General features: G+C 73.6%; 12 protein-coding genes. 7 read left to right on the top strand and 5 right to left on the bottom strand.

Translation table 11 applies throughout. From position 1 onward, the window contains the following. Positions 1-174: 174 nt before the first annotated feature. The gene (locus tag ACZ7L0_RS09830; protein WP_471241915.1) at positions 175-906 is read right to left on the bottom strand and encodes a VIT1/CCC1 transporter family protein; all 732 of its coding nucleotides are present in this window, start codon (positions 904-906) and stop codon (positions 175-177) included. 263 nt (positions 907-1,169) lie between these two features. On the opposite strand from ACZ7L0_RS09830, the gene ACZ7L0_RS09825 reads away from it, so the two are divergent. From ACZ7L0_RS09825 to ACZ7L0_RS09795, 7 genes are read left to right on the top strand one after another with little or no spacing between them, the layout of a single operon-like run. Then, a complete protein-coding gene (locus ACZ7L0_RS09825) occupies positions 1,170-2,261 on the top strand; it encodes an ADP-ribosylglycohydrolase family protein (protein ID WP_471241914.1) in 1,092 nt (363 codons plus the stop codon). Further along, positions 2,258-3,373: an ADP-ribosylglycohydrolase family protein gene (locus tag ACZ7L0_RS09820; protein WP_471241913.1), complete on the top strand. Its 1,116-nt coding sequence runs from the start codon at positions 2,258-2,260 to the stop codon at positions 3,371-3,373. The genes ACZ7L0_RS09825 and ACZ7L0_RS09820 overlap by 4 nt, the downstream gene beginning before the upstream one ends. An 8-nt stretch (positions 3,374-3,381) precedes the next feature. Further along, complete coding sequence (locus ACZ7L0_RS09815; RefSeq protein WP_471241912.1) at positions 3,382-4,557, top strand: ADP-ribosylglycohydrolase family protein; 1,176 nt, start codon at positions 3,382-3,384, stop codon at positions 4,555-4,557. Beyond that, the gene (locus tag ACZ7L0_RS09810) at positions 4,545-5,927 is read left to right on the top strand and encodes an ADP-ribosylglycohydrolase family protein (RefSeq protein ID WP_471241911.1); all 1,383 of its coding nucleotides are present in this window, start codon (positions 4,545-4,547) and stop codon (positions 5,925-5,927) included. Before ACZ7L0_RS09815 ends, ACZ7L0_RS09810 begins: the two co-directional genes overlap by 13 nt. Continuing rightward, the gene (gene rbsK / locus ACZ7L0_RS09805; protein ID WP_471241910.1) at positions 5,924-6,817 is read left to right on the top strand and encodes a ribokinase; all 894 of its coding nucleotides are present in this window, start codon (positions 5,924-5,926) and stop codon (positions 6,815-6,817) included. The genes ACZ7L0_RS09810 and rbsK overlap by 4 nt, the downstream gene beginning before the upstream one ends. Beyond that, on the top strand, positions 6,814-8,007 hold the full coding sequence (locus tag ACZ7L0_RS09800) for a CaiB/BaiF CoA transferase family protein (RefSeq protein WP_471241909.1): 1,194 nt from the start codon (positions 6,814-6,816) through the stop codon (positions 8,005-8,007). Before rbsK ends, ACZ7L0_RS09800 begins: the two co-directional genes overlap by 4 nt. Further along, entirely contained in the window at positions 8,004-8,816 is an 813-nt protein-coding gene (locus ACZ7L0_RS09795) for an HpcH/HpaI aldolase/citrate lyase family protein (RefSeq protein ID WP_471241908.1), read from the top strand. The genes ACZ7L0_RS09800 and ACZ7L0_RS09795 overlap by 4 nt, the downstream gene beginning before the upstream one ends. 53 nt (positions 8,817-8,869) lie before the next feature. On the opposite strand, the gene lgt is transcribed toward ACZ7L0_RS09795, so the two are convergent. The 4 genes from lgt to trpB form a co-directional block, all read right to left on the bottom strand. Continuing rightward, entirely contained in the window at positions 8,870-9,838 is a 969-nt protein-coding gene (gene lgt / locus ACZ7L0_RS09790; RefSeq protein ID WP_471241907.1) for a prolipoprotein diacylglyceryl transferase, read from the bottom strand. 99 nt (positions 9,839-9,937) lie between these two features. Further along, positions 9,938-10,717: a DsbA family protein gene (locus ACZ7L0_RS09785; RefSeq protein WP_471241906.1), complete on the bottom strand. Its 780-nt coding sequence runs from the start codon at positions 10,715-10,717 to the stop codon at positions 9,938-9,940. An 88-nt stretch (positions 10,718-10,805) separates the two neighbouring features. Further along, on the bottom strand, positions 10,806-11,624 hold the full coding sequence (gene trpA / locus ACZ7L0_RS09780; RefSeq protein ID WP_471241905.1) for a tryptophan synthase subunit alpha: 819 nt from the start codon (positions 11,622-11,624) through the stop codon (positions 10,806-10,808). After that, a complete protein-coding gene (gene trpB, locus ACZ7L0_RS09775; RefSeq protein ID WP_471241904.1) occupies positions 11,621-12,904 on the bottom strand; it encodes a tryptophan synthase subunit beta in 1,284 nt (427 codons plus the stop codon). Before trpB ends, trpA begins: the two co-directional genes overlap by 4 nt. Between the last annotated feature and the right edge of the window lie 30 nt (positions 12,905-12,934).

Raw genomic sequence — 12,934 nt, 5'->3', positions numbered from 1 at the left:
GTCAGATCGGTGTCGGACGGCCCGAGGGGGCGGGGAAAAGCGTCGTCGCCCGCCCCGCGGGTGCGCGACAGGCGTCATTGCCCGCAGCGCTTACGGCTCATGCCCGGTGATTAAGCATGCGAAACCAGCAAGTAACGGCTACTTATGCGGCCCAACGCATAAGTAGCAGTCGCACTATCCTACGGCCGTTCCGAACAAGCTGCCCAGGGCGTACGTCACACCGGCCGCTGCGCCGCCGAGCGCGAGCTGCCGGAGCCCGCTGAACCACCAGGTGCGTGCCGTCACCCTGGCCACCACCGCACCGCAGCCGAACAGCCCGGCGAGCGCCAGCAGCAGGGCCGGCCACAGCGCGGTCGCGCCCAGCAGGAACGGCAGTACGGGGAGCAGGGCGCCCAGCGCGAAGGAACCGAACGACGACACGGCCGCGACCAGCGGCGAGGGCAGGTCGCCGGGGTCGATGCCGAGCTCCTCGCGGGCGTGTATCTCCAGCGCCTGCTCGGGGTCACGGGACAGCTGCCGGGCCACCTCACGCGCCAGCTCCGGCTGCACGCCGCGCGCCGCGTAGAGCGCGGCGAGCTCGGCCTCCTCGTCCTGGGGGTGCTTGCGCAGCTCCCGGCGCTCGACGTCCAGCTCGGCCTCGACCAGCTCGCGCTGGGAGGCGACGGAGGTGTACTCGCCGGCCGCCATGGAGAAGGCACCGGCCGCGAGACCGGCGAGCCCGGTGATCACAATGGTCTGGTGGCCGACGGACCCGCCGGCGACACCGGTCAGCAGGGCGAGGTTGGAGACCAGGCCGTCCATCGCGCCGAACACGGCGGGACGCAGCCAGCCGCCGTTCACATCGCGGTGCGTGTGGTTGTCGCGGTGCGCCTCGTGCAGCGCCGCCTCGGTCTCGATGATCGCCATGAGGGGTCCCCCAGGAAGCTTAGCCAAAGCTAACTTTGGACGAGTTCTACTTTTCGACAACAGCAAACCTACGCCTGGGATTCCCTCGCCGCCAGCAAGGAAAGGCTGGGCTAACCTGCGGTTTTGATCCCGGCGCAGCCTCCCGGCCATGGCGCGACCGGGTGACTCTGCGGCCTCCCAGGCGCTACCGGCCCGCTCCGGTGGGAGACCTCCGCAAAGGGCTCCGCGCTCTGGGCGGAGCTCCCCCCGGAGGTGAGGCCCGTATGGCATCGATCCGCGAACGGGCGCGCGGTGCGCTGCTCGGCCTGGCCGTCGGGGACGCGCTCGGGGCACCGGCCGAGAACCTGAAACCCTCCGAGATCCGCTCCCGCTGGGGCCGGATCACCGGGTACGTGGCCGAGCGGCCGGCCGGCACGGACGACACCGAGTACGCGATCTTCTCCGGGCTCCTGCTCGCCCGGCACGGCTCCGCGCTCACCCCGGCGCATGTCGAGGCGGCCTGGCACGAGTGGATCGCCGACCGTGCGGAGGGCCCCTTCCGGGGCGCGGGCTTCAGCGAGCGCGGCACGCTGGAGAACCTCCGCCGGGGCCTTGCGGCCCCCATCTCCGCGCAGCACCGGCACGCCTGGAGCGACGGTCTGGCGATGCGGGCCGCCCCCTTCGGGGTGTTCGCCGCGGGCCGCCCCGGCGAGGCGGCCCGGCTGGTGGCGATCGACGGCTCGGTCAGCCACGACGGCGAGGGCATCTACGGCGGCCAGGCGGTGGCGGCCGGGGTCGCGGCGGCGATGGCGGGCGCCCCGGTCGTCGCCGTGGTGGCCGCCGCCCTCGCGGTGGTCCCGGACGACTCCTGGACCGCCCGCTCCCTGCGCCGCGCGGCGGCCGTCGCCCACCGCGGCGAACGCGCGGTCCGCTCCGCCGTCGTCATCGGCGGCTACCCCTGGACCGACCTGGCCCCGGAGGCGGTGGCCCTGGCCTTCGGCGCGTACGCGGCGGCCGACGGAGACTTCCGGGACGCCGTGCTGACGGCCGTCAACATGGGCCGCGACGCCGACACCACGGCCGCGGTCGCCGGTGCCCTGGCCGGCGCGACCCAGGGCGACGCCGCGATCCCGGCCGGGTGGGCGGCGGCGATCGGTCCGGCGCGGGGCAGCTGCCTGCCGTCCATGGCGGGGCACCATGTGCTCGACGTGGCGGAGCTGCTGACCCCGGGCGAGGGCGGCAAGTGGGGCGCGGACCTGGTCGTACCGGACGTCGCTGCGGCGCTCCTGCGGGATCCCGTACCGGGTGACCCGCCGCCCGCGCCCGACCCGGCGGAGTACGTGCTCGCCGCCGACCAGGACGAGGTCCGGCCGTGACCCGGCGCGTGGAGGGCCTCCTCCTGGGGCTCGCCGCCGGGGACGCGGCCGGCTGGCCCGCGGCCCGGCACCGGGCCGCGCGGATGCCGGAGTGGACCCGGCGGCTCACCCGGGAGCTGGACACCTTCGCCGAGCGGAACGCGACGACCACGCTCCCGGTGCCGATCGCGCTCAACCAGCCCCCGGAACCGCTGCGCCTCGGCCCCTCCGACGACGCCGAGTGGGCGGCGTTCGCGGCGGAGGCGGTGCTGCGCGCCGGGGACGACAGCGCGCTCGGGGACCTGAGCCGGGACCGCCGGATGCGCGCCGCCATCGACCTGACCTGGACCGCCGTCGCCTCCGAGGTCGCGGCCGCCGCCGAACGCGCCCCCGAGGTCGAGTCGGCGGTACTGCCCCTGCGCGCCCGGATCTCGGTCCGCGCCGGACTCGGCAACCTCGCCGCCGGGCTGCGCCCGCCCGCCACCGGCCACGACAACCCGCACTACTTCGACGACGCGGCCTGCGTACGGGCCTGTGTGCTCGCCGTGGCCCACCCCGGCGACCCCCGGCGCGCCGCCGACCTGGCCGAGTTCGACGCCCGCTACACCCAGGACGGCGACGGCGTGCACGGCGCGCGGGCGATGGCGGCGGCCCTGGCGCTGGCACTCGCCGGGGCGGAAACCGGGGCCTGTGTGACGGCGGCGCTCGCCGAACTGCCCGACGAGACGGAGATCGGCCGCAACACCCGCCACGCGCTGGCCCTCGTCCGGGACACCGACACCGCCTTCGGACTCGTCCCGCTCCTCGAACACCAGATCGTCGACCACGTCTACAGCTACGGCATCGCCGCCGCCGAGACGGTCCCGGTCGCCCTGGCCCTGGCCACCGCGGCACGCGGCAGGATCGGCGAGGCGGTCCCCGCCGCGGCCTGTCTGTCCCGGGTCGCCGACTCCGCGCCCGCGCTGGCCGGCGCCCTCACCGGCGCACTGGGCGGGGGCGACGCCATCCCCGAGGCCTGGCGCGACGCCTGCCGCACCCTCTCCGGCTGCGCGCTGCCCCGCCTCACCGGCACCGACCTGGTGGAACTCGCCGGACTCCTGGAAGCCACGCAACCGGACCGACCAGGAGGATGATTCGGGGCATGACGCCCAAAGCAGAAGAAAACAGCGGGGTGGGCCTGGACGAGCGGATCACCGGGGCGCTGGTCGGGGCCGCCGTCGGCGACGCCCTGGGCGGCCCCGTGGAGGGCTACTCCCCCGACCAGATCGCCGAGCGCCACGGCGGGCGCGTCCACGGCATCGTCGGCCCCTGGAACGGCGGAGCCTGGCGCACCGCCCGCCCGATCGCGCCCTACCACAAGGGCGACGGGCACGTCACCGACGACACCTTGATGACCCATGCGCTGGTACGGGTGTACGCGCGGGTCCGCGACCACCTCGACGCGTACGCGATCGCCGACCACCTGGTCCCCGACCTGATGACGACCCCGCGCTGGATCCCGGAGCTGGAGGCGGAGGCGCTCCCCCTGCACCGGATCTTCCTGGCGGAGAAATGGCTGGTGGCCAGGCTGGCCTACGGCCACGTCGATCCCCGGGAGGCGGGCACCGGCAACATCGTCAACTGCGGCGCGGCGATGTACATGGCCCCCGTCGGCCTGGTCAACGCGGCCAACCCGGCGGGCGCGTACGCCGAGGCGCTGGACGTCGCCGGTGCGCACCAGTCGTCGTACGGGCGGGAGGCGGCCGGGGTCTTCGCGGCGGCGGTGGCCGCGGCGGCCACGCCGGGCGCCACGCCGGAGTCGGTGGTCGCCGCGTGCCTGGGCCTGGCGAAGGACGGCACGCGGGAGGCGATCGACCGGGTCTGCGAGGTGGCGGTCGGCCACCGGGACTTCGAGTCGGCCCTGACCCCCCTGCGGGAGGCGGTCGCCCCCTACGACACGGTGGGGCCCGACTACCGCTCCCCCTCCCTCGCAGCCCGCCGCCCCTCCCGTCTGCACTCCATCGAGGAACTCCCCGTCGCCCTGGCCATGTTGCTGGTCTCCGGCGGCGACTACCGCCAGGCGGTGCTGGGTTCGGTCAACTACGGCCGGGACTGCGACTCCATCGCCACGATGGCGGGTGCCCTGGCCGGCGCCCTCGGCTCACCGGTCCCGGAGGACTGGTCCAAGACGGTGGCCGAGGCCAGCCGCCTGGACCTGTGGGAACCGGCCCGCACGCTCACGGAGGTGACCCGGGAGGTCTTCGACCGGGACGTACGGCGCCGCCGGTCCCACGAGGCGGCCTTCGCCCAGCTCGGGGGCGCCGGATGCTCCGCCTGACCTGGGTCCAGCCGGAGGACCTGGTGGGCCACGAACTCCGTCAGGCGACCCAGGACGGCCGCGAGCCCTCGGCGATCGCGGCACGGTGGTGGGCGGCGGGCGGTCAGGAGGCGCCGGTACGAGCGGGGGCGTCGGCGCGACCGGCCTCACGCTATCTGCGGACGCTGGCGGAGGACCTGCTGGACGAACTGGCGGACCTGCCGAGCAGGTTGGCGGAGGACGAGCCGACGGATCTGGCGAGGATCAGGGCCGCCTGCCCGGCTTGGCCGGCACGGTCCGCACACTCCCCTGCCCCAGCCCCGACCCCACTGGCCCTGGAAGCCGCCTGGCTGGGCAGAGCCGTCGGCTGCCTGCTCGGCAAACCCGTCGAGAAGCTCCCCCTGCACGCCATCCGCCAACTCGCCCGGTCCACCGGCAACTGGCCCCTGAACACCTGGTTCACGGCAAGGGGAGTCCCCGGGGAACTCCTCGCGGCGCATCCCTGGAACCGCCGCTCCGCGGCAACCTCCCTCGCCGAGAACATCGACGGCATGCCCGAGGACGACGACCTCAACTACCCCCTCCTCAACCTCGTCCTCCTCCAACGCCACGGCAGGGCCTTCACCACCACCGACGTGGCGAGACTCTGGCTGGACGAACTCCCACCCGGCCGCACGTTCACGGCGGAACGCATCGCCCACCGCAACCTCCTCACCGGCATCGAGCCCCCGCACACCGCCCGCCACCGCAACCCCTTCCGCGAATGGATCGGCGCCCTGATCCGCGCCGACGTGCACGGCTGGACCAACCCGGGCGACCCGGCCGCCGCCGCCGAACAGGCCCATCGCGACGCGACCCTCACCCACACCGCCAACGGCGTCTACGCGGCGATGTTCACCGCCGCCGCCATCGCCACCGCCGCCACCGGCACCCACGACGTCCACGCCTGCCTGCGCACCGGCCGCACGGTGATCCCACCCCGCTCCCGCCTGGCCGAGGCGATCGACCACGCCATCGAACTGGCGCGGACCCACGAGGACTTCGACGACGTCGTGGACGAACTCCACGCCACCCACTCCGCCACCTACCACTGGGTGCACGCCATCCCCAACACCGCCCTGATCGCCGCCGCCCTCACCCACGCGGACGGTGACTTCACCGGCTCCGTCTGCCGCACGGTGTCGGGCGGCTGGGACACCGATTCCAACGGCGCCACCACGGGCGGCCTCGCCGGTCTCCTCGCCGGATCCCCCGCCGCCCTCCCGGACCGCTGGACGTCCCCCCTGAAGAACCGCCTCGCCACGTCCGTGGCCGGCTTCGACGGCACCGGCTTCGACACCCTCGCCCAGCTCACCCACTCGCTCACCCACCCGGAGGTGCCCCACCCATGACCCATATCGCCGTACTCGGCAGCATCAACATGGACCTGGTCGCGTACGTCGAGAAGGCCCCGCAGCGCGGCGAGACCGTGACGGGACGGGAGTTCCGTACGATCCCCGGCGGCAAGGGCGGCAACCAGGCGATCGCCGCCGCCCGCGCCGGCGCGACGGTCTCGATGATCGGCGCGGTCGGCAACGACGCCTTCGGCACCCGGCTGCGCTCCACCCTCGACCACTCCGGCGTGGACACCGACAGCCTGCGCACGGTCGAGGGCCCGTCCGGCACCGCGCACATCGTCGTCGACGACGAGGGCGGCAACGCGATCGTCGTGATCCCGGGCGCGAACGGCACCGTCGACCACCTCACCCCCGGCGACGAGGGCGTCATCGCCTCCGCCGACGCGCTGCTCCTGCAGTTGGAGATCCCCCTGGCCGGAGTCGTCGCGGGCGCGGAGGCGGCCCGCAGGCACGGTGTCCGTACGGTCCTCACCCCGGCGCCCGCCCGCCCGCTCCCGCCCGAACTCCTCGCGGCCACCGACCTGCTGGTGCCGAACGAACACGAGGCGGCCACCCTCACCGGCCGCACCGACCCGCTGGACGCGGGGGCCGCCCTGCTCGACCAGGTGCCGGAGGTCGTGATCACCCTGGGCTCGGCGGGCGGCCTGTACATGACCCGGGACGCCGAACCCCTCGTGTTCCCCGCGCCCCGGGTGACCGCCGTGGACTCCACCGGCGCCGGCGACACCTTCGTCGGCGCCCTCGCGGTGGCCCTCGCCGAGGAGCGGCCCGTGTGGGAGGCGCTGACCTGGGCAGCCGCGGCGGCGGCGATCTCGGTACAGCGGGAGGGGGCGTCGGCGTCGATGCCGTACCGCCCGGAGATCGAGGCGCAGTACACCGCATGAGTACTCCACAACCGCTCAGCGGCCTGCGCGTCCTCGACCTCGCCACCCTCTTCGCCGGCCCCCTGGCCGCCACCCTGCTCGGCGACTTCGGCGCCGAGGTCATCAAGGTCGAGCATCCGGCCAAGCCCGACCCCTCCCGGGGCCACGGTCCCGCGAAACACGGTGTCGGCCTGTGGTGGAAGGTGCTCGGCCGCAACAAGCGCACGATGACGCTGGACCTGTCCAAGCCGGGCGGCCGGACCACGCTGCTGCGCCTGGCCGCCACCGCCGACGTCGTGATCGAGAACTTCCGCCCCGGCACCCTGGAGAAGTGGGACCTGGGCTGGGACGAACTGTCCGCCGCCAACCCACGCCTGGTACTGACCCGGGTCACCGCGTTCGGCCAGTTCGGGCCCTACGCCCACCGCCCCGGCTTCGGCACCCTCGCCGAGGCGATGAGCGGCTTCGCCGCGATCACCGGGGAGCCGGACGCCCCGCCGACGCTGCCGCCGTTCGGCCTCGCCGACTCCATCGCCGCCCTGGCGACGGCGTACGCCGTGATGGCCGCGCTGGCGGCCCGGGACCGCACCGGCGCGGGCCAGGTCGTCGACATGGCGATCATCGAGCCGATCCTGACCGTCCTCGGCCCCCAGCCCACCTGGTACGACCAGCTCGGATACGTCCAGGAGCGCACCGGCAACCGGTCCGCCAACAACGCCCCGCGCAACACCTACCGCACGGCCGACGGCTCCTGGGTCGCCGTCTCCACCTCCGCGCAGTCGGTGGCGGAGCGGGTGATGCGTCTGGTGGGCAGGCCGGAGCTGATCGACGAGCCGTGGTTCGCCACGGGCGCCGACCGGGCCGCGCACTCCGAGGTGCTGGACGAGGCGGTCGGCGGCTGGATCGCCGGGCGCACCCGCACCGAGGTACTGGCCGCCTTCGAGAAGGCGGAGGCGGCGGTGGCGGAGATCCAGGACGTCCGGGGAGTGATGGCCGACCCGCAGTACCAGGCCCTGGACACCGTCACCCGCGTCGACGACCCGGAACTCGGGCCGCTGCGTATGCAGAACGTCCTCTTCCGCCTCTCCGCCACGCCCGGCGCGATCCGCTGGGCGGGCCGCCCGCACGGCGCGGACACCGAGGCCGTCCTGACCGAGCTGGGACTGTCCCCGAAGGAGCTGCGCGCTCTGCGCGAGGAGGGCGCCCTGTGACCGCGTTCCCGCTGACCTGGCTGTACGCACCCGGTGACCGCCCGCATGTGGTCGTCAAGGCACTGGCCTCCGGCGCCGACGTCGTGGTGGCCGACCTGGAGGACGCGGTCGCCCCGGACCGCAAGGAGTACGCCCGCGCGGCCACGGCCGAAGTGCTGTCCGAGCCCCAGCCGGTGCCGGTGCACGTCCGGGTGAACGCCCTGGACGGGCCGTGGGCGGCGGCGGATCTGCGGGCGGTGGCCGGGCTGCCGGGGGTGGCCGGACTGCGGCTGCCGAAGGTGACGTCGGCGCAGGACGTGGTGGCGGTGGCCGAGCGCACCGCACTGCCCCTCTTCGCGATGCTGGAGAGCGCCCTGGGCATCGAGCGGGCCTATGCCGTCGCCGCCGCCCACCCGTCACTGCGGGGCGTCGCCTTGGGCGAGACGGACCTCCGGGCCGACCTGGGCGTACGCGACGACGCGGGCCTCGACTGGTGCCGCTCCCGGCTGGTCGTCGCCGCGCGCGCGGCCGGGCTGCCCCCGCCGCCCCAGTCGGTCCACCCCGACATCCGCGACCTCGCGGGCCTGGCCGCCTCCTGCGCCCACGGCCGCGATCTGGGCTTCCTCGGCCGGGCGGCCATCCACCCCCGCCAGTTGCCGGTGATCGAGAGCGCCTACCTCCCCACCCCCCAGGAGCTCGAACAGGCCGAGACGATCGTCAAGGCGGCGATGACCGACCAGGGCGCCCAGGCCCTCCCGGACGGCCGCTTCGTCGACGCGGCGGTGGTGGCGGCGGCCCAGCGGACGCTGTCGCTGGCCGACAGGTCCTGAAACGCGTCGAGGGCGCCCCGACCGGGGCGCCCTCGACGTCGTACCGCCTGGTGTCAGCTCTTCTTGCCGGCCGACTCGGTCTCGTCCTTCGCCTCCGCGGCATCCGGCTCGGCCTCGTCCTCGGCCTCCACGGCATCCGGCCCAGGCTTGTCCTCAGCCTTGTCCCCGGCCTCGGCCTCGGTCTCGGTCTCGGCCGAACCGTCAAGGGCCCCCGGTTCCACCACCGCTTCCCGGCCCGGCCGCTTCTTCGCCGAGACCACGAGGTACACCACCGCGAGCAGGAACACGATCATCGCGGTCCAGACGTTGAGCCGCAGGCCCAGGATGTGGTGGGCGTCGTCGACGCGCATGTACTCGATCCAGCCGCGGCCCGCGCAGTACGCGGCCACGTACAGGGCGAACGCCCGGCCATGGCCCAGCGTGAAGCGGCGGTCGGCCCAGATGACCAGGAGGCCGACGCCGATGCACCACAGGGACTCGTAGAGGAACGTCGGGTGGTAGTAGCCCGGCACCCGGCCGCCCTCGGAGGAGGTGATGTGCAGCGCCCACGGGAGGTGCGTCTCGTGTCCGTACAGCTCCTGGTTGAACCAGTTGCCCCAGCGGCCGATGGCCTGGGCGAAGGCGATACCGGGCGCGATGGCGTCGGCGTACGCGGGCAGCGGGATGCCCCGGCGCCGGCAGCCGATCCACGCGCCGACCGCGCCGAGCGCGATCGCGCCCCAGATACCGAGACCGCCCTGCCACACCTTGAAGGCGTCCACCCAGTCACGGCCCTCGCTGAAGTACAGCTCGTAGTCCGTGATCACGTGGTAGAGCCGCCCGCCGACCAGGCCGAACGGTACGGCCCAGACAGCGATGTCGGCGACCGTGCCGGCCCGCCCGCCGCGGGCGACCCAGCGCTTGTTGCCGAGCCAGACGGCAACGAAGACACCGATGATGATGCAGAACGCGTAGCCGCGCAGCGGGATGGGGCCGAGGTGGATCACCCCGCGCGACGGGCTGGGAATGTAGGCAAGTTCCATGGCAGGGTCGACGCTACCGTGCCGGGCCGCGCACACGGCAGGCAGCCCGGCTACGGGTCCGTAACGGGGGGGTGAGAAACGCTTACCCCCGGCGCCGGCTCATCCCTTGTCGGCCGCCTCCACCATCTGCTTCAGCTTCGCAGGCGTCATGGCCGGGTCCTGGTAGATGCTCTTGCCGTTCAGCAGCACGGTCGGCGTCTGGTTGAGGCCACTGGCCCCGAAAGCGTCGTTGGACTTCACCACCCAGCTGTTGTGCGTGCCGTCCTCGACGCACTTGCGGAAGGCGGGTGTGTCGAGGCCGGGCACCTTGCCCGCCAGCTCGATCAGCTTGGCGTCACTGCCGTAGGCGTCGTCCGTCTCCTGGGGCTGGTTCTCGTACAACACGTCGTGGTACGCGCGGAACTTCCCGGCGTCCTGGGCGCAGGCCGCGGCGTTGGCCGCGCGGCGGGAGCCGCTGCCGCCGAGGTTGCCGTCGATCAGGGTGACCAGGTGGTACTCGGCTCTGAGCTTGCCGGCCGCGGTCAGCTCGTTGACCGTCGAGCGGTACGCCTTCTCGAAGGCGTTGCAGGCGGGGCAGCGGAAGTCCTCCCACACCGTGAGCGTCGACTTGGCGCCGTCCTTGCCGACCGGGATCGCCAGGCTGTCCTTGCCCTGTGCCCCCGAGGGCGCGACGACCGGGCCGGTCGTCTTGTCGCTGCTCTTCTCCTTGCCCGCGTTCGCGGCGATCACCCCGATCACCGCCGCGAGGCCCAGGACGCAGACGACGCTCGCGCCGACGATCAGCGCACGCCGTCGCTTCTCCGCGGACCTCTGCTTCTCACGCTCTTCCGCCAGCCGCTCCCGGGCGGTGCGCTTTCCGTTCCGGTTCTTCTCGCTCACACCCCCAGAACGAACCGGGGAGGCGCAGCGCGCCTCCCCGGTCCCAGGTCCACTCGTTCGAGTGACCGAATGATCACGTACCGTCGTGTCAGGCCTGTCCGCGCACGCCCTTCGCCAGCTCGCCGGCGAGTTCGCGGACCGCCTCGATACCGGCCGCGTGGTCCGGCGCGTCCAGCATCCGCTTGACGAAGGCCGAGCCGACGATCACGCCGTCGGCGAAGCCGGCCACCTCGGCGGCCTGGGCCGCGTTGGAGACACCCAGCCCGACACAGACCGGCAGCTCGCCACCGGCGGCCCGGGTCCGCTCCACCAGGTCCTGTGCCTGCGCGCCGACCGACTCGCGGGTGCCGGTGACACCCATCAGCGAGGCCGCGTAGACGAAGCCGCTGCCCGCCGCGGTGATCCGGGCGAGCCGCTCGTCCTTGCTGCTCGGCGCCACCACGAAGACCGTCGCGAGGCCGTGCTTCTCGGCGTGCTCCCGCCACAGCGCCGACTCCTGGACGGGCAGGTCGGGCAGGATGCAGCCCGCGCCTCCCGCCTCGGCCAGCTCGGCGGTGAAGCGCTCGACGCCGTAGCGGTCGATCGGGTTCCAGTAGGTCATCACGAGCACCGGCTTCCCGGTTGCCTGGTGGGCCTCCCGGACCGTGCGCATCACGTCCGCGATCCTGACTCCGCCGCGCAGGGCGATGTCGTCGGCGGTCTGGATGACGGGCCCGTCGAGGACGGGGTCGCTGTGCGGCAGGCCGACCTCGACGACGTCCGCCCCGCCGTCGAAGACGGCCTTGATCGCCTCGATACCGCCGTCCACGGTCGGGAACCCGGCCGGGAGGTAGGCGATGAGCGCGGAGCGCCCCTCGGCCTTGGCGGCGGCGAGGGTGTCCGACAGCAGCTGGATGTTCCCGCTCACTTGGCGTCCCCCTCGATCTCGGCGGTGTCGGCCGCGTTGGCCGCGACCTCCGCGTCGGTGTCGTACAGGCCGAAGTAGCGGGCGGCCGTGTCCATGTCCTTGTCGCCGCGGCCGGACAGGTTGATCACGATCAGCCCGTCCTCGCCCAGCTCCCTGCCGACTTCCAGAGCGCCGGCCAGCGCGTGGGCGGACTCGATCGCCGGGATGATGCCCTCGGTGCGCGACAGCAGGCGCAGGGCCTGCATCGCCGCGTCGTCGGTGACCGCGCGGTACTCGCCGCGGCCCGAGTCCTTGAGGTAGCTGTGCTCGGGCCCGATGCCCGGGTAGTCCAGACCGGCCGAGATCGAGTAGGGCTCGGTGATCTGGCCTTCCTCGTCCTGCAGGACGTAGGAGCGGGAGCCGTGCAGGATGCCGGGCTCGCCCGCGGTCAGGGTCGCGGCGTGCTCGCCGGTCTCGACGCCGTGCCCGGCGGGCTCGCAGCCGATGAGCCGCACGCCCTCGTCCGGGATGAAGGCGTGGAAGAGGCCGATGGCGTTGGATCCGCCGCCGACGCAGGCGACGGCGGCGTCGGGGAGGCGCCCCGCCCGCTCCAGGAGCTGGCGGCGGGCCTCGACGCCGATGACGCGGTGGAAGTCGCGGACCATCGCCGGGAAGGGGTGGGGCCCGGCGACCGTGCCGAAGAGGTAGTGGGTGTGGTCGACGTTGGCCACCCAGTCGCGGAAGGCCTCGTTGATGGCGTCCTTCAGCGTGCGGCTGCCGGACTTCACGGCGACGACCTCGGCACCGAGCATGCGCATCCGGGCCACGTTGAGGGCCTGGCGCTGGGTGTCGATCTCGCCCATGTAGATGGTGCACTCAAGGCCGAACAGGGCGCAGGCCGTCGCCGTCGCCACACCGTGCTGGCCGGCGCCGGTCTCGGCGATGACGCGGGTCTTGCCCATGCGCTTGGTGAGCAGGGCCTGGCCGAGCACGTTGTTGATCTTGTGGGAGCCGGTGTGGTTGAGGTCCTCGCGCTTGAGGAAGACACGGGCGCCACCGGCGTGCTCGGCGAATCTCGGCACCTCGGTGAGGGCGCTCGGCCGGCCGGTGTAGTTGACGAGCAGGTCGTCGAGCTCGCGGGCGAACTCGGGGTCGGCCTTCGCCTTGTCGTACTCGACGGCTACCTCGTCCACGGCGGCGACGAGCGCCTCCGGGATGAACTTGCCGCCGAACGCGCCGAAGTAGCCCTCGGCGCTGGGGACCTGACCCTCCGGGTCGGGGATGAAGAACTCGCTGGGCATGCGGATACCTCACGGTGAGTGCGTGAAAAA

This window comes from Streptomyces sp. NPDC039424 (assembly GCF_055639495.1).
This window is presented reverse-complemented; position numbering and strand designations above follow the sequence as displayed.

Coding starts and splice junctions, on each gene's coding strand:
- ACZ7L0_RS09830 (WP_471241915.1), bottom strand. CDS start 906: ATGGCGATCATCGAGACCGAGGCGGCGCTGCACGAGGCGCACCGCGAC.
- ACZ7L0_RS09825 (WP_471241914.1), top strand. CDS start 1,170: ATGGCATCGATCCGCGAACGGGCGCGCGGTGCGCTGCTCGGCCTGGCC.
- ACZ7L0_RS09815 (WP_471241912.1), top strand. CDS start 3,382: ATGACGCCCAAAGCAGAAGAAAACAGCGGGGTGGGCCTGGACGAGCGG.
- ACZ7L0_RS09810 (WP_471241911.1), top strand. CDS start 4,545: ATGCTCCGCCTGACCTGGGTCCAGCCGGAGGACCTGGTGGGCCACGAA.
- rbsK (WP_471241910.1), top strand. CDS start 5,924: ATGACCCATATCGCCGTACTCGGCAGCATCAACATGGACCTGGTCGCG.
- ACZ7L0_RS09800 (WP_471241909.1), top strand. CDS start 6,814: ATGAGTACTCCACAACCGCTCAGCGGCCTGCGCGTCCTCGACCTCGCC.
- lgt (WP_471241907.1), bottom strand. CDS start 9,838: ATGGAACTTGCCTACATTCCCAGCCCGTCGCGCGGGGTGATCCACCTC.
- trpB (WP_471241904.1), bottom strand. CDS start 12,904: ATGCCCAGCGAGTTCTTCATCCCCGACCCGGAGGGTCAGGTCCCCAGC.